This is a genomic window from Terrisporobacter sp., from assembly GCF_017888745.1.
GTDB lineage: Bacteria > Bacillota > Clostridia > Peptostreptococcales > Peptostreptococcaceae > Terrisporobacter.
In genome coordinates this window covers 1-22,578 of the sequence record NZ_JAGHFM010000073.1, presented here as the reverse complement: position 1 = coordinate 22,578, position 22,578 = coordinate 1, and the positions used below count along the sequence as shown (strand labels likewise).

The window sequence follows — 22,578 nt, the reverse complement described above, 5'->3', positions numbered from 1 at the left end:
CAAATACTAAAAATACATTCAATAAGATACTTTTTATAAAAATATTTAATTATATAGTTTGCTAGAGTGTATTATGTTTAGGTAATATGAAGTCAAAATAAAAATTACATAAAGAGAATTTTTATTGTAACTAGTGGTAATATTTATTAATACTATATAATATGCTTATTTATTGACATTTAAATAAAAAAATAATAAGATAAAAATATAAACTATATAATAAATCCAATGATAAAGGAAGAGTAATTAAATTTAGGTTCAAGATAGAGAGTTGATGATGGTGGAATATCAACAAGAAAGATTTAATGAATGGGCCTTTTAGGAGTAAATTGAAATCATTCAGATAGTAGACTTTACCGTGGGTTGCACGTTACAGCAATTGAGGTATGATAGTACCAATATTAAGAGGTGTATTTATAATACACAATTTAGGTGGCAACGCGGATATTATACTCCGTCCTATTATTTAGGACGGAGTTTTTTAATTGTAAGGAAATTATATGTTATCTGATTTGTAGATAACATATAATTTCCAACTTTGTTACTTGAGCAACGGACGCAGTCGTTGGCGACATGAATTGGAGCGCCCACGCGGTGGCTTAAGCGAAGGGAATTTTTTATTATATGGAAATAATATAAATTTAATTAAAAATATTAGAAGGAGATAAGAAATGAGCAAAAAAATAATATTAACTGGTGATAGACCAACAGGGAAACTTCATTTAGGTCATTATACAGGTTCTTTAAAAAACAGAGTAGCTTTACAAAACTCAGGATTATACGATATGTTTGTAATGATAGCAGATCAACAAGCATTAACTGATAATGCAAAAGATCCACAAAAAATAATAGATAGTGTAATGGAAGTAACGCTAGACTATTTATCAGTAGGATTAGATCCGGAAAAAACTAATATATTTATACAATCACAAATACCAGAACTATCAGAGCTTACAGCGTATTATTTAAATTTAGTTACAGTAGCTAGACTTAACAGAAACCCTACAGTTAAGGATGAGATAAAGCAAAAAGGATTTGGAGAAGGTATACCAGCAGGATTTTTTGTTTATCCAGTAAGTCAAGCAGCTGATATAACTGCTTTTAAAGCTGATTTAGTTCCAGTAGGTAACGATCAAAAACCAATGATAGAACAAACTAGAGAAATTGTAAGAAGTTTCAATAATACTTATGGAGAAGTTTTAGTTGAGCCAGAAGGAATGTATCCAGAAGGTGTAGAAGGAAGAATGCCAGGAATTGATGGTAAGGCTAAAATGAGTAAATCTTTAGGAAATGCTATATACTTAAGTGATGATGCAGAAACAGTTAAAAAGAAAGTAATGAGCATGTATACAGACCCTAACCATATAAGAGTTGAAGATCCAGGATGTGTAGAAAATAATACAGTATTCACTTATTTAGATGCCTTCTATAAGGATAAAGAGCATTTAGAAGAACTAAAAGCTCACTATAGAAGAGGTGGACTTGGAGATGTAAAACTTAAGAGATTGTTGATTGATGTACTTGAGGAAGAGTTAGCACCAATAAGAGCGAGAAGAAAAGAATTAGAAGAAAATAAAGAATATTTATATGAAGTATTAAGAAAAGGTAGCGAAAATGCTAGAAAAGTAGCTGCTCAAACTTTAAAAGAAGTAAGAGACGCTATGGGAATAGAATATTTTAAAGGATTATAAGAATATAACAAAGGTGTTGTCTTTTTGATGAGTGAAATCATTTTAAGATAACACCTTTTTATGCGTTATATAATTTAAATTATGTGAAAAGTTATTGAAAATAAGGAAGAAATGTATTTTTATAATATTAACCATAAGATATTTATATATTAAGTCATATGATGTATAATTTTATATATTGTTTTTATATAAATTTGGAATTTTAATGTTTATATAAATTTTAAAATAAAAATCATAGTAAAAGGAAGGTTTTATGAAAATATTTAATCAATTAGGAATAATACTAGGAATTTGGGCTAGTGGAGAAATAATTAGCTCTCTATTTAATAGTATTATAAATATTCCTGGAACTATAATAGGAATGATAATACTATTTTTACTTTTACAATTTAAGATTATAAAAGAAGAAACGATTAAAGATGTATCAGATTTTTTACTTAACAATATGGTGATATTTTTTATACCAGCAGGTGTATCACTTATAGAATCTTTAGGATTAATTAAAGAGAATATACTAATATTAATACTAACTGGAACGGTTGCTACTATAATCATAATGGTTGCAACAGGTAAGACTGTAGATTTTATGATTAATAAAAAAATATCTAAGAATGAAAAAAGTATATCTAATGAGGAAAAATTAGCTTAATTATAGTTAGAATAGGAGGGAAGAAATGGACAAAATATTAAATACACAGTTATTTGGACTGATTACAATTTTTATATTTTATTATATAAGTGTATCGATACAGAATAAAATAAAAAAGCCTATCTTTAATGCACTGTTAATTAGTGTAATACTTATTATATTATTTTTAAAAGCTACTAATTTACCTTATGAAAACTTTAAAATAGGTGCGGATATAATAAACTTTATGTTGGGGCCTGTTACGGTAGTACTTGCAGTTCCTCTTTATAGACAGTTTGAATTATTTAAAAATAACTTCAAAGAAATACTAATAGGAATCGTAGTAGGAGTAATTACTTCTTTTGTGGCAGTTGTTGTTATATGCAAATTTACTTCAACTAGCAGTCATATATTATATTCTATATTGCCTAAATCTATAACTACACCTATGGGTATATCTTTAGTAAATGCTTTAGGAGGAGTAGAGTCTATAACTGTAGTATGCATAATGATTGCAGGAATATTCGGAAATATACTAGGAGAACCAATATTAAGATTAGCAAGAATAAAAAGTCCAGTTGCTAAGGGTATTGCCATTGGAACAGCATCTCATGCTATGGGGACAAGTAAAGCTTTAGAAATGGGAGAAGTAGAAGGGGCTATGTCTAGTTTATCTATAGGTATTTGTGGGGTAATGACTGTGTTGTTAGTTCCTATATTGGTAAATTTAATAGGTTAAAATAAAAATTAAAATGCACAAAGGAGCTATATGTATCGTGATACATATAGCTCCTTTTTTAGATATATGAAATTAGATTTTATGACCTTTTTACATAAAGTATAATTTTCAACTGCCTAAAATATTTAGTCTAAATTTCTTAAATCTTCCATTAATTTTGTTTTATCAGCAGTTTTTTCATCTTTTAATTTTATTACTTTAGCAGGAGAACCAGCAACTACTACACCTGGCTCTACGTCTTTAGTTACAACAGAACCAGCAGCAATAACAGCTCCTTTTCCTACCCTAACACCTTCTAGTATTACTGAATTAGCTCCAATCATAACATCATCTTCTATTATAACAGGAGAAGCAGATGGTGGCTCTAAAACACCAGCAACAACAGCGCCAGCACCAAGGTGAACGTTTTTACCTAATGTACCTCTAGCACCTATTACTGCATTCATATCAACCATAGAGCCTTCACCAACAACAGCACCTATATTTATAACAGCACCCATCATTATAACGGCGTTTTTATCAATAGTAACCATATCTCTTATTATGCAACCTGGTTCGATTCTAGCATCTTCATGTAAAAAATTATAAAGAGGTATAGCAGAATTTCTTCTGTCATATTCCACATGAATATCGTCTATAGTAGATTTTAATTCTTCTAAGTCATTCATTATTTCTTTATGGTCTCCAATTAAAGTATAATTTCCATTACTCCCAAAGACTTTATATCTATCGTTTTTTTCAATTTTTATATCACCTGATACGTAAACTTTAACAGGTGTTTGTTTTTCAGCACATTTTATATATTTTGCTATTTCGTAAGCATCGTTTAAGTTAATCATTGTCATCCTCCAAATTAGTCTAGCATATTATCCATATTATAGTATCCAGGTTCTTTATTTATTAAGTATTTAGCAGCAGCTATAGACCCTTTTGCAAATATATCTTTAGATTGAGCTGTATGTTTTAGCTCAACTATTTCATCGTGGCCTGCGAAAATAGTAGTGTGTTCACCAACAATAGTTCCGCCTCTTACAGCATGTATGCCAACTTCATTATTAGTTCTTTTATCAGAACGACCATGTCTTCCATATATAAATTCAGTATTAGGAAGAACTTCCTTAACTCCATTGGCAATCATAACAGCAGTACCACTTGGTGAATCTAGTTTTAAATTATGATGTTTTTCTATTATTTCTATGTCAAAGCCATTAAGCATTTTAACAGCTTCTTTAACTAATTTAACTAATACATTTACACCTAATGACATATTAGATGAATGGAATATAGGTATAATTTTAGAAGATTCTTGTATTTTATTTAATTCTTCTTCGTTAAACCCTGTTGTAGCTATTACTAAAGGTGTTTTTGTAGTAGTAGCATAATTTAATACATCTTCTATAGCAGAGTGATGAGAGAAATCTATTATTATATCGGCTTTATCTTTAATATCACTCATTTTAGTATAGGTTTTAAAAGGAACACTTATTTCATCCTTTGATACACCACAAACTAATTGAAGATCTTCATCTTCATTGACACATTTAGTCAAAACCATTCCCATTTTACCACTATATCCATTTATAATAACTCTTATCATATTTCCTCCCACAACTAAAATTCTAAACTAGTTGATCCTTTTAATTCAAACCCCCAGTTTATTAATTCTTGTTTTAAAACTTCAATATTATTTTCTTGCATTTCAGCTAGAGGAAGTCTTAGCTCTCCTACTTCAAATCCTAATAAATTCATAGCAGTTTTTACTGGAACTGGATTTACCTCTATAAATAAAGCATCTATTAAAGCTTTCATACCTAATTGTAATTTTCTAGAAACTTCTATATCTCCTTCAAGGAACTTTGTTACTAAATCATGTGTTTCTTTTGGACACACATTAGCAAGGACTGATATAACACCAGCTCCGCCAACAGATAATAAAGGAAGTATAGAATCATCATTACCAGAATATACAGCGAAGCCTTCTGGAACTAATCTACAAATCTCTGTAACTTGAGCTAAATCTCCACAAGCTTCTTTAATTGCAACTATATTTTTAACATTTCTTGCTAAGTCGGCAACTAAAGAAGGAGGTATATTAACTCCTGTACGAGAAGGAACATTGTATAAGATTATTGGTAAGTTTACACTTTCAGCTATTGCAACAAAGTGCTTTCTTAAACCTGACTTATTTGCTTTATTATAATAAGGGCTTATTATTAAAAGTGCATCTGCCCCATATTCTTCAGCTTTTTTACTTAACTCAATAGAGTGTTTAGTATTATTTCCACCAGTACCGGCTATTACAGGTATCCTTTTATTTACTTTTTTAACAATATATTTTATAGTTTCTAGCTGCTCTTCATCACTTAATGTACTAGCTTCTCCTGTAGTACCACAAGCGACTATAGCGTCAGTTCCGTTTTCTATGTGATATTCTACTAATTCACTTATTTTTTCAAAATTAACTTTTCCATTTTCATCAAATGGTGTAATTAAAGCAACTGCAGAACCTTTAAATATCATCTAAAATCTCCCCTTCATTTTAAATTTAACTACTATTAATTATTATTTATTAATATTAAACTTTATACTAAATCATATTTCAATAATAATTCTGCTATTTGAACAGCGTTTGTTGCAGCGCCTTTTCGAATATTATCAGCAACAACCCACATGTTGATTCCATTATCAACGCTAAAATCTCTTCTTATCCTTCCAACATAAACTTCATCATGTCCTTCAGCATCTATAGCAAGTGGATATTCATTTTTAGAAGGATTATCAACTATAGCTACACCTTCAGTATTTTTTAACTCAGTAAAGATATCTTCTAACTTGAATGGCCTATTAAACTCCAAATTAATTGATTCACTATGAGCACCCCTTACTGGAACTCTTACAGTAGTTGCAGTAACCTTTATATTATCGTCGTCTAAAATTTTCTTGGTTTCATTTACCATTTTCATTTCTTCTTTTGTATATCCATTTTCCTCAAAAACATCGATATGAGGAAGACAATTAAATGCTATTGGGTGAGGGTAGAATTTATTAGGTTTACCTAAAACACCATCTTCTAAATCTTGAACACCTTTTACACCAGAACCTGAAACTGCCTGATATGTTGAGTAAATAACTCTTTTTAAACCATATTTATCATGCAAAGGTTTAAGAGGAACCATAGCTTGAATAGTAGAGCAGTTAGGATTAGCAATTATACCCTTATGATTTTTTACTGATTCAGGATTTACTTCGGGGACAACTAATGGAACATTAGGGTCCATTCTCCATTGGCTGGAATTGTCAACAACAATAACTCCTTTAGAAGCAGCTATTGGAGCAAATTTTTTACTTACAGATCCTCCAGCTGAGAATAGAGCTATTTGTATATTTCTATCAAAAGAATTTTCGTTAAGTTCTTCAACAATAATTTTTTTGCCAGCAAAGTCTACTGTTGTACCAGCAGACTTTGCAGAAGAGAATAGATAAATATTATCTATAGGAAATTGTCTTTCTTCTAAAATTTTTATGAAGGTTCTTCCAACCATTCCTGTAGCCCCAACTAATGCTACGTTAACTTTTTTCATTTTCAATCACCCCATAATATATTTTAAATTTAAAATTAATAACATAGAGAAGATTTAAGGGAGAGCTTTTGAATAGATGTATAAAAAAACGCACAAAGGAGTACTTTGTACGTGTAGCATGCATATCAAAGTAAACCTTGTAGCTCACCACTTAAATTATAAGTGACAGTGTTATACATATTATGTATAACCCCAAAGAAAATTTCCGCCAAAATTTTCTTTTCGGCAATAATTCCTTTTTTTGAGTATTAACATCTGCCGACTACTTTCAAATACTAATAATTATTGCACCTCTACCCTAGGTTAAGATAGTTTTTAAATTATTATAAATAGTAGTATAAAAGAAAAGAAAAATCAATAAAAAATGTAAAAAATTACCTTGAATTATCCCTAGATTTTTTTTAGAAACTTCGGTATTATATTTTTATGTATGATTTTAAATATATAAAACTAAATTTTTTTAGTTTTAAATAAAATTAAATTTAATCTTAAATAATTTTTGTTAAGAATGTATAATTGAACTAAAAGAAATAAACACATCCCAAGGAGGAATAACATGGAATCACTAAAAGAACTATACAAAGTTGGTAATGGACCATCAAGCTCACATACAATGGGTCCTCAAAGAGCGGCTGATCAATTTAAAAATAAATATCCAGAAGCTGCAAGCTACAGAGCACATTTATATGGAAGCTTAGCTGCAACAGGAGAAGGTCACTTAACTGACTATATAATAAAGAAAACTTTAGAACCTAAAGAAGTTGAAATCGTTTGGAGAGAAGATATTGTTAAAGAATATCATCCAAATGGAATGATGCTTGAAGCTTTAGATGAAAATAAAAATGTAATTGGCGATTGGACAATCTACTCAGTAGGTGGAGGTACAATAGCTGAAGAAGGAATGAGAAACAGCGGTGAAAACGCTACTTATCCTCATTCTACATTAGAAGAAATAATAACTTGGTGTGAACAAAACAACAAAAACTTCGTAGACTATGTTAAAACTTATGATGATCAAGATATAATGGATTACTTAGGAACTATAAAGGATGCAATGCAAAGATCTGTAGAAGAAGGTTTAGCAGCTACAGAAGTTATACCAGGTAAATTAAACTTACAAAGAAAAGCCAAATTTTTCCATGAACAATATGAAAAAAATAAACAATTAAATACTTTAATATATTCATATGCTTTAGCTGCTTCAGAGCAAAATGCATCTGGTTATGTTATAGTTACTGCTCCTACTTGTGGATCAGCAGGTGTTATACCAGGAATATTATTCGCACTTAAAGAATATGAAGGATATAGTGATGAACAAATATTAGATGCTTTAGCTGTAGCAGGATTAATAGGTATAGTAGTTAAGAAAAATGGTTCTGTATCAGGTGCAGAAGTTGGATGTCAAGGTGAAGTAGGTGTTGCTTGTGCAATGGCTGCGGCAGCGATAGCATTCTTAAAAGGTGGAAGCTTAAGACAAATAGAGTATGCTGCTGAAATAGGATTAGAGCATCACTTAGGAATGACTTGTGACCCAGCTTATGGATATGTTCAAATACCATGTATAGAAAGAAATGCAATGGGTGCTCAAAGAGCATTTGATGCTGCTAACTATGCATTATTAACTAATGGTGAACATCATGTAACATTTGACCAAATAGTTGAAATAATGGACGAAACTGGTAGAGATATGATGGACAAGTATAGAGAAACATCAAAAGGTGGAATAGCTAAATTATTCTTCACTTGCTAATTTTAAAATAAATTAGATATTAATATATAAAAGAGAAACAGAATATTTTGTTTCTCTTTTTTTTATTTACTATTATAATTATCTATAAAATGGAAAAGAGGGGGGACGTTTAGTATGAATATATCTTATCTAGATGAAAAATTAAGAGGTCATAGACAGAGTTTACATCAATTAGCTGAATTATCGCATAATGAATTTAATACAGCTAAGTATATTAGAGATTATTTAGATAAATTAGGCGTTGAATACGAAGTATATTTAGAAACAGCTACAGTAGGAATAATAAAGGGGCAAAATCCTAAAAAAACAATTGCATTTAGGGCAGATATAGATGCACTACCAAGTAAAAATGGAGCAGAGCATTTATGTGGTCATGATGGGCATATGAGCATATTATTAGGATTAATTGAATACTTAGTGGGGAATAAAGAAAAATTAAATGATAATATAGTGTTTGTGTTCCAACCAGCAGAGGAAGATACAGGTGGAGCTAAACGTCTTATGGAAGCTGGTATATTTAATAAATACAATGTGGATGAAGTTTACGGGTTGCATATACATCCAGATTTTCAAGAAGGATATATAGCTTGTAGACCAGGATATTTAATGGCTCAAAATGGAGAAATAAATATTGATATAATAGGAAAGGGAGGACATGGTGCAATTCCTCAAAATGCAATAGATTCAATATTAATAGCATCAGAGTTTGTTACAAGTCTTCAAAGTATAATTTCAAGAAATATTAATCCTATAGAAGGATCAGTATTAACTATTGGAAAGATAAGTGGTGGAAGTGTAAGGAATATTATAGCTGAAAGTGTAAGATTGGAAGGTACTATGAGATGTTTTAATCCAGATGTATATGATACTATGGTTAATCGTATAAAAAAATTTGCGAATGGGTTTGAAATATCTTATAACTGTAAAGTTAACGTGGAAGTTAAGGATGGATACTTAGCAGTTAATAATGATAAAGAACTATTTAATGAGTTAGTAAGTGCTGTTGGTAAAGAAAAAATAATTGAAACAGATCCATTAATGATTTCAGAAGATTTTTCTTACTATCAAAAAGAAGTTCCAGGTATATTCTTTATGTTAGGTGCTAGAAATGAAGAAAAAGGGTTTGTAAATGGACTTCATAATATAAATTTTGATTTTAATGAAGATATATTAATTGAAGGATTAAAGATATACGAAGCTATCTTAAAGTATAAAAATTCTATTTGTTCATAGTGGAGAGAATATATTATTTCTATTTATTGAAATAAATCTGTTGAATAAAATTTATCGTAATGGAAATATACCCCTTGAATTTCTGTATAAATTTTTATTTATATGACAAAACTACAGAAAGAAGGGGTGTTTTTTATGAATAATAATAAGCTAACAAAAGAATTTATTTATAAATGTGAGAAGCAAAGAAAGAAAAATGAAAAGAGAGTAAAACCATTGACAAATGATGATATAATGAAATATGAGATAGCTCAAGAATTGGGCTTACTTGATAAGGTTGATGAAAAAGGATGGGCAGGTCTTACTGCTAAAGAGGCAGGAAGAATTGGAGGAATCCTTACATCAAGAAAAAAACAATTAAAAAAGAAAGCTGAAGAAGAGGATAAAAAGGATGAATCAGTATAGTGATTTTGCCTTTGTCTATGATGAACTTATGAATGAAGTTGATTATGACAACTGGGTTAAATATATTGAAGATATAATAAAAAGTGAAAATGTTGAAGTAAAAAATATATTAGAACTAGCATGTGGAACAGGTAATTTAACTATACCACTTACTAAAAAGAATTATGATATAGCTGCAATAGATATATCAGAAGAAATGTTAAGTGTAGCTAGAGAAAAAGCAGAAAAAGAAAATGTTGAATTAGTTCTTTTAGAACAAGATATAACAGAACTTGATTTTGAAATAACTAATTTAGATTGTATTCTTTGTGGGTGTGATGGATTTAACTACATAACTTATGATGAAGATTTAGAAGGAGTATTTTCTAAATGTCATGAGCTATTAAAAGAAAATGGAATATTTATATTTGATATAAGTTCTTACTATAAGTTATCTCAAGTACTTGGTAACAATATGTACGGAGAAAATAGAGAAGATATAGCCTATATGTGGCAAAATTATTTTGATGATTATGAAAATTTAGTAGAAATGGATTTAGTTTTCTTTGTAAGAGATGAAAATGGTAAATTTGATAAATTTGAGGAAAATCATTTACAAAGAGCTTATAAAAATGAAGAAATAATACAATTACTAAGAAATGCAGGATTTGAATATATTAAAACATATGGAGATTTTAAATTAGAGAGTCCAAAAGATGACAGTGAAAGAGTATTTTTTGTGTGCAAAAAATAATAAATAGACGGAGGAACAAACATGAAGGATTACGTTATAAAAGCAACTAGCGGTAATGGACAAGTAAGAGCTTATGTAGCAACTACAAGAAATTTAGTTCAACAAGCTAGAGATAATCATAACACTATAAAAGTTGCAACAGCAGCTTTAGGAAGAACTTTAACAGCTACATGTATGATGGGCTTAATGATGAAAAATGAAAAAGATGAATTGAGTGTAATCATAAAAGGTGGAGGACCAATAGGTACTATACTTACAACTGCTGACTCAAAAGGAAATGTAAAAGGATATGTTCAATATCCTGATTTAAACGGTATAGAAGTGCCAAACTATCCAAATGGAAAGTTAAATGTTGCAGGAGCTGTTGGTAAAGATGGATATGTAAAAGTAATTAAAGACTTAGGACTTAGAGAGCCTTATATAGGATCATATCCATTAGTAAGTGGGGAAATAGCAGAAGATTTTACTCATTATTTTGCTTTATCAGAGCAAACTCCATCAGTAGTATCTTTAGGAGTTCTTACTAAAGAAACTGAAGTAGAACAAGCAGGAGGTATAATAGTTCAGTTAATGCCTGATGCTACAGAAGAAACTATATCAACATTAGAAAAAAATGTATCTAAATTAAAATCAGTAACTACAATGCTAAGTGAAGGAATGACTCCAGACGATATGTTAAACATAGTATTAGACGGTTTAGATCCTAAAATATTAGATATATGTGAAGTTAAATTTGATTGCAATTGCTCTAAAGATAGAATACAAAAAGTTTTAATATCTCTAGGGAAAAAGACCTTAACAGAAATAATAGAAGAAGATAAACAAGCTGAAATAAGCTGTCACTTCTGCAATAGTAATTACCACTATACAGAAGAAGAATTAAGAGAAATATTAGATAATATGTAATCTTAATATAAAATGTGGATAACAGAGATTCTTACTACAAATAATTTGTAGTATGGATCTCTGTTTTTTTATATTTTAAGAGATTATAAATTATCTAAATTGTTGATAATTTATAATCCTAACTTATAAATTTAAACAACGGAGTTGCCTGAAGTGTTAATGAAGGCATCTCGTTGGCGACATGAGCGAAGTGAATTTTTTATATAAAATGGGGAAAAAATAAATTGAATAGTTCAGACTGTGTATTTCACTAAGGTTAAAAAATTAACGTATAATTTACAAAAAAACTACTTGAAAAATGGTTTTCAGTAGAGTAAAATAAAATTATCTTGTGGGACATAAAATTAATATAAGGGACAAAAAGTGTCCTATTAGATTTTTAATCAAGAGGATATTATCATGAAAAATTTATTAAAAATTCAGCAAAAGTTAGTTCCTGAAGTTGTTGAAAGTATGACAAAAAGATATTTGATTTTAAGAGAGATATCTTTAAGTGGTCCAATAGGAAGAAGAGCACTAGCTACATCTTTACAAAATGGAGAAAGAGTAATAAGATCTGAAACAGAACTTTTAAAGCAACAAGGTCTTATAGATGTAAACTTAAAAGGAATGACTATAACTGATGAAGGAAGAGATTTATTACAACAGCTAAGAGAAGCTATGAATGATGTAATTGGATTGAAAGCCCTTCAAGAAGAAGTTAAAAAAACTTTAGGTATAAAGAATGTTATATTAATACCAGGTAGTTATGAAAAAAATAATAGTTTGCTAAAAGATGTTGGAAAACAAGCCTCAAAGTATTTTTTAAGTGTACTTAAGGAAAATGATATAGTTTCAATTGCTGGTGGAAGCACTATGCTTGAATTTGCAAAAGCAATAAAGTGTGATAAAAAATATAGCTCTACGATGGTAGTTCCAGCAAGAGGAAGTGTTGGTATTGATATTGAGACACAATCAAACAACGTAGTAGCAGAAGTTAGTAAGAATATTCATTCTAATTATAAATTATTAAACATACCAGACGAGTTAGGAGAAGAGTCAATAAAAACTCTTACTCAAGAGCCACAAATAAAAAATACATTAGAGTTAATACAAAACGCAGATATATTAGTATTTGGAATTGGTAGAGCTGACGAGATGGTAAAAAGAAGAAAATTATCAGATGAAAAAGCAAAAGAGATAATGGACAAAGAAGCTGTTGGTGAAGCATTTGGACATTTCTTTAATAAAAAAGGGGAAATTGTACATAAGTTAAATACAGTGGGAGTAGATATGGAAACCTTTAAAAGAAAAAGAGAAACCATTGCTGTATTTGCGGGGAGAAAAAAAGCAGAAGCTTTTATTGCAATTTCCAAAGTAAACAAGAATATAGCACTTGTAACAGATGAAGAGAGTGCAAAACGTATTCTTGAACTCATTGCAGTTAACTAGCTTAACTAGTACAAATAAAATCAAATTAAGCCATATAGGAGGTATATCAAAGATGGTTAAAGTAGCAATCAATGGATTTGGTAGAATAGGTAGATTAGCATTAAGAAAATTAATGGAACAAACTGAAGAGTTTGAAGTAGTAGCAATCAATGACTTAACTGATGCTAAAACATTAGCTCATTTATTTAAATACGATTCAGCTCAAGGTAGATTCAACGGTGAAATAGTTGTTGAAGAGGGAGCTTTCGTAGTAAATGGACACAAAATAAAAGTTACAGCTGAAAGAAACCCAGCAGACTTACCATGGGCAGAATTAGGAGTAGATATAGTATTAGAATGTACTGGATTCTTCACTTCTCAAGAAAAAGCTGGTCTTCACTTAGAAGCAGGAGCTAAAAAAGTTGTTGTATCTGCACCAGCAACTGGAGATGTTAAAACAATAGTATTTAACGTAAATGAAGATACATTAGACGGATCTGAAACAGTTATATCAGGAGCTTCTTGTACAACTAACTGTTTAGCACCAATGGCTAAAACATTAAATGACAAATTTGGTATAGAAAAAGGTCTTATGACTACTATACATGCATATACAAATGACCAAAATACTTTAGATGGCCCTCATCCAAAAGGGGACTTAAGAAGAGCTAGAGCTGCAGCAGGAAATATAGTTCCTAACACTACAGGAGCTGCAAAAGCTATAGGTTTAGTTATACCTGAATTAAAAGGTAAATTAGATGGAGCTGCTCAAAGAGTTCCAGTTGTAACTGGTTCATTAACTGAATTAGTTTGTACATTAAAAGAAAATGTAACAGTTGAAGAAGTAAATGCTGCTATGAAAGCTGCTTCAAACGAATCATTCGGATACACTGAAGAATACTTAGTATCTTCTGACATAATAGGAATAAGCTACGGTTCATTATTTGATGCAACTCAAACAAGAGTTATGGAAGTTGATGGAAAACAATTAGTTAAAGTTGTTTCTTGGTATGACAATGAAATGTCTTACACTTCTCAATTAATAAGAACTTTAGGATACTTCGCTAAATTAGCTAAATAGTTTGATATAAAGTCCGGGTTTGTAGTTTTATACTACGGGCTCCGGACTTTTTTAATAATAAAAAAGTATTAAAATATATTCATGAAAAGAGTATAATAAAATTGGAATAATTTGACTGAAAGGAGATTGTACTATGTCTATGCTAAACAAAAAAACAATCGAAAACATAAATGTTAACGGGAAAAAAGTATTAGTAAGATGCGACTTTAACGTTCCATTACAAGATGGGAAAATAACTGATGAGAACAGATTAAATGGTGCATTACCTACTATAAAATATTTAATAGAAAATGGAGCTAAGGTAATACTTTGCTCACATATGGGTAAACCAAAAGGTGAAGCTAAGCCAGAATTATCTTTAGAGCCAGTAGCTAAAAGATTATCTGAAATGTTAAACCAAGAAGTTGTATTTGCTGCAGATGATAATGTTGTTGGAGAAAATGCAAGAGCTGCTGTAGAAAAAATGCAAAACGGAGATGTAGTATTACTTCAAAATACTAGATATAGAAAAGAAGAAACTAAAAATGAAGAAAACTTCTCTAAAGAATTAGCTTCATTAGCAGATATATTTGTAAATGATGCTTTTGGTACTGCTCATAGAGCTCACTGCTCAACTGTAGGAGCTGGAGAATTTTTAGAAGAAAGAGCTTGTGGGTACTTAATCCAAAAAGAATTAAAATTCTTAGGTGAGGCAGTAGCTAATCCAGTAAGACCTTTCACAGCTATACTTGGAGGATCAAAAGTATCTGATAAAATAGCAGTTATAAACCAATTATTAGATAAAGTTGATAACATAATAATTGGTGGAGGAATGGCTTATACATTCTTAAAAGCTCAAGGATATGAAATAGGAACTTCTTTATGTGAAGAAGATAAAATAGATTATGCAAAAGAAATGTTAGAAAAAGCTAAAGAAAAAGGTGTAAACTTCTTATTACCAGTTGATTCAAGAGCAGCTGCTAAATTTGCTGCTGATGCAGAAGTTGTTGTAACAGAAGATCAAAATATACCTGCAGGTCACATGGGACTTGATATAGGACCTAAATCTGAAGCTAAATTTGTAGATGTTGTAAACAACTCTAAAACAATAGTATGGAATGGACCAATGGGTGTATTCGAATTTGAAGCTTTCGCAAAAGGAACTTTAGCAATAGCAAAAGCTATGGCTAATTTAGAAGATGCAACTACTGTAATTGGTGGTGGAGATAGTGCTGCTGCTGTTAACCAATTAGGATTTGGAGATAAAATGACTCACGTATCAACTGGTGGAGGGGCTTCATTAGAGTTCTTAGAAGGTAAAGAATTACCAGGAATAGTTGCTTTAGATAATAAGTAATTTAAATAAATAAAAGCTCACACAGGGAGGAATAAAAATGAGAAAACCTATTATTGCAGGAAACTGGAAAATGCATAAAACAATAAAAGAAGCAGTAGAGTTTGTTAATGAAATAAAAGGAAATTTAAATGATGAAACAGTAGATGCTGTAATATGTGCACCATTTACTTTATTAAAAGATTTAAAAGAAGCTACTAAAGGTACTAATGTAAAAATTGGTGCTCAAAATATGCATTTCGAAGAAAATGGAGCATTTACAGGAGAAATATCACCTTTAATGCTTAAAGAATTAGATATAGACTATGTAGTAATCGGACATTCAGAAAGAAGAGAATATTTCAATGAAACTGATGAAACTGTAAATAAAAAAGTATTAAAAGCTTTAGAAGTTGGAATAGATCCAATACTTTGCTGTGGGGAGACATTAGAAGAAAGAGAAACTGACAAAACTAAAGACGTTGTTAAACAACAAATAATAGCAGGTTTAAAAGATGTTAAATCAGAAGACCTTAAAAAAGTTGTTATAGCTTATGAACCAATTTGGGCTATAGGAACAGGAAAAACTGCTACAGCAGAACAAGCTAACGATGTTATAGCTTACATAAGAGAAGTAGTTGCTTCTGTATATGGAGAATTAGCTAATGATGTTAGAATACAATATGGCGGAAGTGTTAAGCCAGGAAATGTTGTAGAAATAATGGGGCAAAGCGATATAGATGGTGCATTAGTTGGTGGAGCTTCTTTACAACCAGCTGATTACATAGCACTTGTAAATTATCAAGGAGTGAAATAATTTAATGAAAAAACCAGTAGCTTTAATAATAATGGATGGTTTTGGATATTCAGCAGAGGAAAGTGCTAATGCAATAGCTCTTGCTAAAACTCCAAACCTAGATAAAATAGTTAAAGAATATCCAAATACATTAATAAATGCTAGTGGTCTTGATGTTGGACTTCCAAATGGTCAAATGGGTAACTCTGAGGTTGGTCATACTAATATAGGTGCAGGAAGAATAGTTTATCAAGATTTAACTAGAATAACAAAATCAATAGAAGATGGAGACTTCTTTACGAATGAAGTTTTAAGTCAAGCTATGGATAATGCTAAATCAAATGCACTTCATATCATGGGATTATTATCTGATGGTGGAGTACATTCACATATAGATCACCTTAAAGCTTTAATCAAAATGGCTAAAGAACAAGGTGTTGAAAAAGTTTATGTTCATGCATTTACTGATGGTAGAGATACAGATCCACAAAGTGCTATAGACTATGTTAAAGATGTAGAAGAATATATGGCTAACATAGGATGTGGTGAATTTGCTTCAGTAAGCGGTAGATATTATGCAATGGACAGGGATAAGAGATGGGAAAGAGTAGAAAAAGCTTATAAGGCTATGGTTGAAGGAGAAGGTGAGACTGCTTCTTCTGCTAGTGAAGCTGTAGAAAGCTCTTATCAAAAAGGAAGTAATGATGAGTTTGTCTTACCAACAGTTATCACAAAAGATAATGCACCTGTTGGTAAAATATCAGAAGGAGACTCAGTTATATTCTTTAACTTTAGACCAGATAGAGCTAGAGAAATAACTAGAGCAATAGTTTGTGAAGACTTTACTGGATTTGAAAAACAACAAGTAAATACATTCTTCGTATGTTTAACTGAATACGATATAACTATATCTAATGTAAAAATAGCATTCTGTCCAGCATCATTAACAAACACTCTTGGTGAATACTTAGCTAAGAATGGAAAAACTCAATTAAGAGCTGCTGAAACAGAAAAATATGCTCACGTTACATTCTTCTTCAACGGTGGTGTAGAAGAACCAAACGAAGGTGAAGATAGATTATTAATACCTTCTCCAAAGGTTGCAACTTATGACTTACAGCCAGAAATGTCTGCACCAGAATTAGTTGAAAAAGTAATTGATAAAATAGATGAAGATAAATATGACTTAATAGTTGTTAACTTCGCAAATCCTGATATGGTTGGTCATACAGGTGTTATGGAAGCAGCATCAAAAGCTGTTGAAGCTGTTGACGAATGTGTTGGCAGATTAGTAGATAAATTAAACTCAGTAGGTGGTAGTGCAATAATAACTGCAGACCATGGAAATGCTGAATCAATGTTTGACTTAGAAACTAAGAAGGTTATAACAGCACACTCAATAAATCCTGTACCATTTATAGTAACAGGAGAAGAATTTAAAAATGCAAAATTATTAGAAGGTGGTAGATTATCAGATATAGCTCCAACTTTATTAGATATGATGCATTTAGATAAACCAGAAGAAATGACTGGTCATTCATTAATAAGTAAATAAATTTTTATTTAATCAAAATAAGTTAGATGAAAGTTTATAAATATATAATAAATTAACTTAATTTATTAACAAAATTAAGATGAAAATTATAAAAAGGTTACTAATTTAGGATAAAATTATATTTATAATAATTTAAGATAATAATAAATAAATTTATGAACTTACCCATCAATAAGTATAATAAGTTTAAATATTACTTATTTTAAATTTAAAATTTTTAAATTAGTACATAAATTAATAACAATTGAAGGGAGAAATACAATGTCAGTAATAGAATCAGTATATGCAAGAGAAGTATTAGACTCAAGAGGAAACCCAACTGTAGAGGTTGAAGTAGTATTAGAATCAGGAGCAGAAGGTAGAGCTATAGTTCCATCTGGAGCATCTACAGGAGCTTTCGAAGCTGTTGAATTAAGAGATGGTGACAAAGGAAGATACTTAGGAAAAGGAACTCAAACAGCTGTTGATAATGTAAACAACATAATAGCTGAAGAATTAGAAGGTATGGAATCAACTGACCAACCTGCTATAGATGCATTATTAATAGAATTAGATGGAACTCACAACAAAGGTAAATTAGGAGCTAATGCTATATTAGGTGTTTCTATGGCTGTTGCTAGAGCATCTGCTGAAGAATTAGGATTACCATTATTCCAATACATAGGTGGAGTAAATGCTAAACAATTACCAGTTCCAATGATGAACATATTAAATGGTGGAGAGCATGCTGATAACAACGTTGACGTTCAAGAGTTCATGATATTACCAGTTGGTGCTCCTTCATTCAAAGAAGGTTTAAGAATGGGTGCAGAAGTATTCCACTCATTAAAGAAAGTTCTTGGAGAAAGAGGATTAGCTTGTGGTGTAGGTGATGAAGGTGGATTCGCTCCAAACTTAGGATCAAACAGAGAAGCATTAGAATTAATAGTTGATGCTATAGCTAAAGCTGGATATGAGCCAGGAAAAGACGTTATGTTAGGATTAGACGTTGCTGCTACAGAAATGTACAACAAAGAAACTAAAAAATATGTTTTAGCTGGAGAAGGAAAAGAATTAACAGCTGAACAAATGGTTGAATTATATGAAGATTGGGCAGCTAATTTCCCAATAATAACTATAGAAGATGGTCTTGATGAAGAAGATTGGGATGGATGGAAAGTTCTTACTGAAAGATTAGGAAACAAAATCCAATTAGTTGGAGACGATTTATTCGTTACTAACACTGAAAGACTTGAAAGAGGTATAGAAGCATGTGTTGCTAACTCTATATTAATAAAAGTTAACCAAATAGGAACTATAACTGAAACTTTAGATGCTATAGAAATGGCTAAAAGAGCTGGATATACTGCAGTAATATCTCATAGATCAGGAGAAACTGAAGATACTACTATAGCTGACTTAGCTGTAGCTGTAAATGCAGGACAAATAAAAACTGGTGCTCCATCAAGAACTGATAGAGTTGCTAAATACAACCAATTATTAAGAATAGAAGAAATGGTTGGAGAACAAGCTAGATACTGTGGATTAAAATCTTTCTACAACTTAAAAAAATAGTTTGTAATTATTAATAATGTATTACTTAACAATTGTAGTATAAAAAAAATCCTAGTCATTCGTAGTATTTTTAAGCTACTGACTAGGATTTTTTAATAATAAAATTCCTATACGCCAATATAAGGAATTTTATTAATTGAAGTAAATTTTAATGTATCATAATAAAATAAACAACACTATTTATTATACACTAAAATAATTAAAAAGTGTGTAATAAATGCATAAGGGAGAAGTAATAATGATAAATAATATAAAAAGAACGAAAATCGTTTGTACTTTAGGACCAGCTAGTGAAAGTGAAGAAGTATTAAGAGAGCTTATTAAGAATGGATTAAACGTGTGCAGAATGAACTTCTCACATGGTTCTCATGAAGAGCATAAAGGTAGAATGGACTTAGTTAAAAAAGTAAGAGAAGAATTAGGACAACCTACAGCTATACTTTTAGATACTAAAGGCCCAGAAATAAGAACAGGACAATTTGAATTACCAGAGGTTCTTTTAGAAGAAGGACAAACTTTCACAATAACAATGAAAGATGTTATGGGTAATAAAGAAATGTGTACTGTAAGCTATAAAGGGTTAGCAGACGATGTTAAGCCAGGGAATACTATATTAATAGATGATGGTTTAGTAGGTCTTACTGTTAAAGAGGTAAATGGTGACGACATAGTTTGTATAGTTGAAAACTCAGGAATAGTTAAAAATCATAAAGGGGTAAATGTTCCGGGAGTTAAGGTAAATTTACCAGCTATAACAGAAAAAGATAGAAGTGATATCGAATTTGGTATTAGTCAAGGAATAGATTTTATAGCTGCGTCATTCGTAAGAAAAGTATCTGACGTATTAGCTATAAGAGAAATATTAGAAGAAAACAATGCTAATGAAATAAAAATAATATCTAAAATAGAAAACCAAGAAGGTGTAGATAATTTAGATGAAATAATAGCTGTATCTGATGGTATAATGGTAGCAAGAGGAGACTTAGGTGTTGAAATACCAACAGAAGATATACCAGTTGTTCAAAAATTAATGATAAAAAAATGTAATGAAGCTGGTAAACCAGTTATAACAGCTACTCAAATGCTTGATTCTATGATAAGAAATCCAAGACCAACAAGAGCAGAAGTAACTGACGTTGCAAATGCAATATATGATGGGACAGATGCAATAATGTTATCTGGAGAAACTGCTGCAGGTAAATATCCAGTAGAAGCTGTAAAAACAATGGCTTCAATAGCAAAAAGAACAGAAGAAACTGTAGATTATAATAAAGCACTAAGAAACAAGGCTAATAAAGCTAAGAATGTAACAGATGCTATAAGTTATGCAACTTGTACAACAGCTATGGACTTAAATGCAAAATCTATAATAAGTTCAACTTCTTCAGGTCACACTGCAAGAATGGTATCTAAATTTAGACCAGACTGTCCAATAGTAGCTACAACTGATAATGAAAGAGTTATGAGACAGTTATCATTAACTTGGGGAGTTTTACCATTATTAACTTCAAATGCTGGAAATACTGATGAAGTTATAGGAAATGCTATAAAATCAGCACAAGAAGCTGAATATATAAACAAAGAAGATTTAGTAGTTATAACTGCTGGTGTACCAGTTGGTGTAAAAGGAACTACTAACTTAATAAAAGTAGAAACAGTATAATAAAAACTTATAGGATATTTTAAACCTTGTACATAAAATAATATTTTATAAATTTAAAAAATAATATATTATATTAAATAAAAGTTTTCATAAGATAGACGAGCTCTTAAGAGTTCGTCTATTTTTTTACATACAAGGAAATTATATTGAGTTTGCAATTATGTAAAAATCCTAGGTTAAAGCATTATTAATATGTTTGAGAAGTTGTAAAAAATAAATTTTGAGCAACGGGCGAAGCCGTTGGCCGCATGAAGTGGAGCGCCCACGCAGTGGCTTAATCGAAGCGAATTTTTTATTAAATTAACTATTAGATTATTTTAAGTTTTTTAGGGAATAAAATAATTATAATAATAAACAAGTAATAAACTTAGAATTTTAAAATTAAGGAGTGCTTATATATGAAAAAATTAGCTACATTTGCTGGAGGATGTTTTTGGTGTATGGTTAAGCCTTTTGATGAATATGAAGGGGTGGAATCTGTAATATCTGGATATACAGGTGGTTATACAGAAAATCCTACATATGAAGAAGTATGTACTGATTTAACAGGACATATTGAAGCTATACAAATTACCTTTGATGATGAAGTTATAAGCTACAAAGAACTGTTAGATATATATTGGAGTGTTATTGATCCAACTCAAGTGGGAGGTCAATTTGCAGATTTAGGTCATCACTATAAGACTGTAATTTTTTATCATGATGAAGGGCAAAGAATAGAGGCAGAAAAATCCAAAGAAGAGTTAGATAAAAGTGGACTTTATGATAAACCTATAGTTACTGAAATTTTAAAAGCAGCACCTTTTTATGAAGCAGAGGAATATCATCAATATTACTATAAAAAGAATCCTGTTCACTATGACAGATATTTCCGTGGTTCTGGAAGAGCTAAACATATTAACAAGATGTGGGCTAAGAAAAACCTTACACCTATGCAATATGAAGTAACTCAAAATTCAAAGACTGAGCCACCTTTTAGAAATGAATATTATAATAATTTTGAAGAAGGGATTTATGTTGATATAGTAAGTGGTGAAGTTTTATTTACTTCAAAGGATAAATTTGATTCTGGATGTGGATGGCCAAGTTTTGCTAAGCCAGCTGAAAAAGGTGTATTAGGTTTTAAAGAAGATTATTCTCATAATATGACTAGGGTAGAAGTAGTAGGTGGAAAAAGTGGATCTCACTTAGGTCATGTATTTGATGATGGACCGGAAGAATTAGGTGGACTTAGATTTTGTATAAATTCGGCAGCGCTTAAATTTATATCTAAAGATAAAATGAAAGAAGAAGGGTACGAAGAATATTTAAAGTATTTATAGAAAAACTATTATAGTAGGAGGATAATACTATGATAGATAGAAGAAGTATTAAGGAAATTTCAAGACAACAATTAAATAGAAATCGTAATTGGATAGTGCCTGTTTTATTAAGTGTAGTTACATTTTGTATTACAGGATACTATCCTAATAATATGAGCATGAGAGATAGCACCATAATGTCTTTATCAGTGACATTAGTAATGACTACACTAAATATAT

Annotated in this window: 20 protein-coding genes, 1 pseudogene, 1 riboswitch and 1 other annotated feature; of the genes and pseudogenes, 17 read left to right on the top strand and 4 right to left on the bottom strand. The window is 30.4% G+C overall.

Translation table 11 applies throughout. The features are described from left to right. The first annotated feature begins 219 nt into the window (after nt 1-219). Nucleotides 220-465 (top strand) — a binding site (T-box leader). A gap of 206 nt (nt 466-671) precedes the next feature. From trpS to J7G74_RS03525, 3 genes are all read left to right on the top strand, one after another. Continuing rightward, on the top strand, nt 672-1,691 hold the full coding sequence (trpS, locus tag J7G74_RS03535; protein WP_297132036.1) for a tryptophan--tRNA ligase: 1,020 nt from the start codon (nt 672-674) through the stop codon (nt 1,689-1,691). 253 nt (nt 1,692-1,944) lie between these two features. Beyond that, the gene (locus J7G74_RS03530; RefSeq protein WP_297132034.1) at nt 1,945-2,340 is read left to right on the top strand and encodes a CidA/LrgA family protein; all 396 of its coding nucleotides are present in this window, start codon (nt 1,945-1,947) and stop codon (nt 2,338-2,340) included. A gap of 25 nt (nt 2,341-2,365) precedes the next feature. Further along, nucleotides 2,366-3,058, top strand: coding sequence for an LrgB family protein (locus J7G74_RS03525; protein ID WP_297132032.1), 693 nt, complete (start codon nt 2,366-2,368; stop codon nt 3,056-3,058). Between the two features lie 125 nt (nt 3,059-3,183). Here the strand turns inward: J7G74_RS03525 and dapD are convergent, their stop codons facing one another. From dapD to J7G74_RS03505, 4 genes are all read right to left on the bottom strand, one after another. Continuing rightward, nucleotides 3,184-3,897, bottom strand: coding sequence for a 2,3,4,5-tetrahydropyridine-2,6-dicarboxylate N-acetyltransferase (gene dapD / locus J7G74_RS03520; protein ID WP_297132030.1), 714 nt, complete (start codon nt 3,895-3,897; stop codon nt 3,184-3,186). Nucleotides 3,898-3,911: 14 nt separating this feature from the next. Then, on the bottom strand, nt 3,912-4,655 hold the full coding sequence (dapB, locus tag J7G74_RS03515; RefSeq protein WP_297132027.1) for a 4-hydroxy-tetrahydrodipicolinate reductase: 744 nt from the start codon (nt 4,653-4,655) through the stop codon (nt 3,912-3,914). 14 nt (nt 4,656-4,669) lie between these two features. Next, on the bottom strand, nt 4,670-5,578 hold the full coding sequence (gene dapA, locus J7G74_RS03510) for a 4-hydroxy-tetrahydrodipicolinate synthase (RefSeq protein WP_297132025.1): 909 nt from the start codon (nt 5,576-5,578) through the stop codon (nt 4,670-4,672). 62 nt (nt 5,579-5,640) lie between these two features. After that, a complete protein-coding gene (locus J7G74_RS03505; RefSeq protein WP_297132023.1) occupies nt 5,641-6,639 on the bottom strand; it encodes an aspartate-semialdehyde dehydrogenase in 999 nt (332 codons plus the stop codon). 132 nt (nt 6,640-6,771) lie between these two features. Next, nucleotides 6,772-6,943, bottom strand: a riboswitch (Lysine riboswitch). Between the two features lie 252 nt (nt 6,944-7,195). Here J7G74_RS03505 and J7G74_RS03500 point away from each other — a divergent pair. The 14 genes and pseudogenes from J7G74_RS03500 to J7G74_RS03435 form a co-directional block, all read left to right on the top strand. After that, the gene (locus J7G74_RS03500; protein ID WP_297132021.1) at nt 7,196-8,389 is read left to right on the top strand and encodes an L-serine ammonia-lyase, iron-sulfur-dependent, subunit alpha; all 1,194 of its coding nucleotides are present in this window, start codon (nt 7,196-7,198) and stop codon (nt 8,387-8,389) included. 114 nt (nt 8,390-8,503) lie between these two features. Beyond that, complete coding sequence (locus J7G74_RS03495) at nt 8,504-9,622, top strand: amidohydrolase (protein WP_297132019.1); 1,119 nt, start codon at nt 8,504-8,506, stop codon at nt 9,620-9,622. Between the two features lie 135 nt (nt 9,623-9,757). Next, nucleotides 9,758-10,027, top strand: a complete 270-nt coding sequence (locus tag J7G74_RS03490; RefSeq protein WP_297132018.1) for a small, acid-soluble spore protein, alpha/beta type — start codon at nt 9,758-9,760, stop codon at nt 10,025-10,027. Then, nucleotides 10,014-10,760, top strand: coding sequence for a class I SAM-dependent DNA methyltransferase (locus J7G74_RS03485; RefSeq protein WP_297132016.1), 747 nt, complete (start codon nt 10,014-10,016; stop codon nt 10,758-10,760). Before J7G74_RS03490 ends, J7G74_RS03485 begins: the two co-directional genes overlap by 14 nt. A 21-nt stretch (nt 10,761-10,781) precedes the next feature. Further along, the gene (gene hslO, locus J7G74_RS03480) at nt 10,782-11,666 is read left to right on the top strand and encodes an Hsp33 family molecular chaperone HslO (protein WP_297132014.1); all 885 of its coding nucleotides are present in this window, start codon (nt 10,782-10,784) and stop codon (nt 11,664-11,666) included. A 399-nt stretch (nt 11,667-12,065) separates the two neighbouring features. Further along, nucleotides 12,066-13,097, top strand: a complete 1,032-nt coding sequence (locus J7G74_RS03475) for a sugar-binding transcriptional regulator (protein ID WP_297132012.1) — start codon at nt 12,066-12,068, stop codon at nt 13,095-13,097. Nucleotides 13,098-13,149: 52 nt separating this feature from the next. Continuing rightward, nucleotides 13,150-14,157: a type I glyceraldehyde-3-phosphate dehydrogenase gene (gap, locus tag J7G74_RS03470; RefSeq protein ID WP_297132010.1), complete on the top strand. Its 1,008-nt coding sequence runs from the start codon at nt 13,150-13,152 to the stop codon at nt 14,155-14,157. 133 nt (nt 14,158-14,290) lie between these two features. After that, nucleotides 14,291-15,493 (top strand): phosphoglycerate kinase, encoded by a 1,203-nt coding sequence (locus J7G74_RS03465; protein WP_297132008.1) that lies wholly within the window; start codon nt 14,291-14,293, stop codon nt 15,491-15,493. 37 nt (nt 15,494-15,530) lie between these two features. Beyond that, complete coding sequence (tpiA, locus tag J7G74_RS03460) at nt 15,531-16,286, top strand: triose-phosphate isomerase (RefSeq protein ID WP_297132006.1); 756 nt, start codon at nt 15,531-15,533, stop codon at nt 16,284-16,286. A gap of 4 nt (nt 16,287-16,290) precedes the next feature. Beyond that, the gene (gene gpmI, locus J7G74_RS03455; protein WP_297132002.1) at nt 16,291-17,820 is read left to right on the top strand and encodes a 2,3-bisphosphoglycerate-independent phosphoglycerate mutase; all 1,530 of its coding nucleotides are present in this window, start codon (nt 16,291-16,293) and stop codon (nt 17,818-17,820) included. A gap of 261 nt (nt 17,821-18,081) precedes the next feature. Then, the gene (gene eno / locus J7G74_RS03450; protein ID WP_297132000.1) at nt 18,082-19,374 is read left to right on the top strand and encodes a phosphopyruvate hydratase; all 1,293 of its coding nucleotides are present in this window, start codon (nt 18,082-18,084) and stop codon (nt 19,372-19,374) included. A 238-nt stretch (nt 19,375-19,612) separates the two neighbouring features. Next, nucleotides 19,613-21,034: pseudogene (pyk, locus tag J7G74_RS03445) on the top strand (pyruvate kinase); the annotation flags it as partial. Between the two features lie 401 nt (nt 21,035-21,435). Beyond that, nucleotides 21,436-22,359 carry a peptide-methionine (S)-S-oxide reductase MsrA gene (gene msrA, locus J7G74_RS03440; protein ID WP_297131998.1) on the top strand — a complete coding sequence of 308 codons (924 nt, stop codon included), beginning with the start codon at nt 21,436-21,438 and terminating at the stop codon, nt 22,357-22,359. A gap of 29 nt (nt 22,360-22,388) precedes the next feature. After that, on the top strand, nt 22,389-22,578 hold a 190-nt coding region (locus J7G74_RS03435; protein WP_297131996.1), incomplete at its 3' end, for a hypothetical protein.

Bases quoted from the DNA above. Each gene is read 5' to 3' on its own strand.
- trpS (WP_297132036.1), top strand. From the start codon at position 672: ATGAGCAAAAAAATAATATTAACTGGTGATAGACCAACAGGGAAACTT.
- J7G74_RS03530 (WP_297132034.1), top strand. From the start codon at position 1,945: ATGAAAATATTTAATCAATTAGGAATAATACTAGGAATTTGGGCTAGT.
- J7G74_RS03525 (WP_297132032.1), top strand. From the start codon at position 2,366: ATGGACAAAATATTAAATACACAGTTATTTGGACTGATTACAATTTTT.
- dapD (WP_297132030.1), bottom strand. From the start codon at position 3,897: ATGATTAACTTAAACGATGCTTACGAAATAGCAAAATATATAAAATGT.
- dapB (WP_297132027.1), bottom strand. From the start codon at position 4,655: ATGATAAGAGTTATTATAAATGGATATAGTGGTAAAATGGGAATGGTT.
- dapA (WP_297132025.1), bottom strand. From the start codon at position 5,578: ATGATATTTAAAGGTTCTGCAGTTGCTTTAATTACACCATTTGATGAA.
- J7G74_RS03505 (WP_297132023.1), bottom strand. From the start codon at position 6,639: ATGAAAAAAGTTAACGTAGCATTAGTTGGGGCTACAGGAATGGTTGGA.
- J7G74_RS03500 (WP_297132021.1), top strand. From the start codon at position 7,196: ATGGAATCACTAAAAGAACTATACAAAGTTGGTAATGGACCATCAAGC.
- J7G74_RS03495 (WP_297132019.1), top strand. From the start codon at position 8,504: ATGAATATATCTTATCTAGATGAAAAATTAAGAGGTCATAGACAGAGT.
- J7G74_RS03490 (WP_297132018.1), top strand. From the start codon at position 9,758: ATGAATAATAATAAGCTAACAAAAGAATTTATTTATAAATGTGAGAAG.
- J7G74_RS03485 (WP_297132016.1), top strand. From the start codon at position 10,014: ATGAATCAGTATAGTGATTTTGCCTTTGTCTATGATGAACTTATGAAT.
- hslO (WP_297132014.1), top strand. From the start codon at position 10,782: ATGAAGGATTACGTTATAAAAGCAACTAGCGGTAATGGACAAGTAAGA.
- J7G74_RS03475 (WP_297132012.1), top strand. From the start codon at position 12,066: ATGAAAAATTTATTAAAAATTCAGCAAAAGTTAGTTCCTGAAGTTGTT.
- gap (WP_297132010.1), top strand. From the start codon at position 13,150: ATGGTTAAAGTAGCAATCAATGGATTTGGTAGAATAGGTAGATTAGCA.
- J7G74_RS03465 (WP_297132008.1), top strand. From the start codon at position 14,291: ATGTCTATGCTAAACAAAAAAACAATCGAAAACATAAATGTTAACGGG.
- tpiA (WP_297132006.1), top strand. From the start codon at position 15,531: ATGAGAAAACCTATTATTGCAGGAAACTGGAAAATGCATAAAACAATA.
- gpmI (WP_297132002.1), top strand. From the start codon at position 16,291: ATGAAAAAACCAGTAGCTTTAATAATAATGGATGGTTTTGGATATTCA.
- eno (WP_297132000.1), top strand. From the start codon at position 18,082: ATGTCAGTAATAGAATCAGTATATGCAAGAGAAGTATTAGACTCAAGA.
- msrA (WP_297131998.1), top strand. From the start codon at position 21,436: ATGAAAAAATTAGCTACATTTGCTGGAGGATGTTTTTGGTGTATGGTT.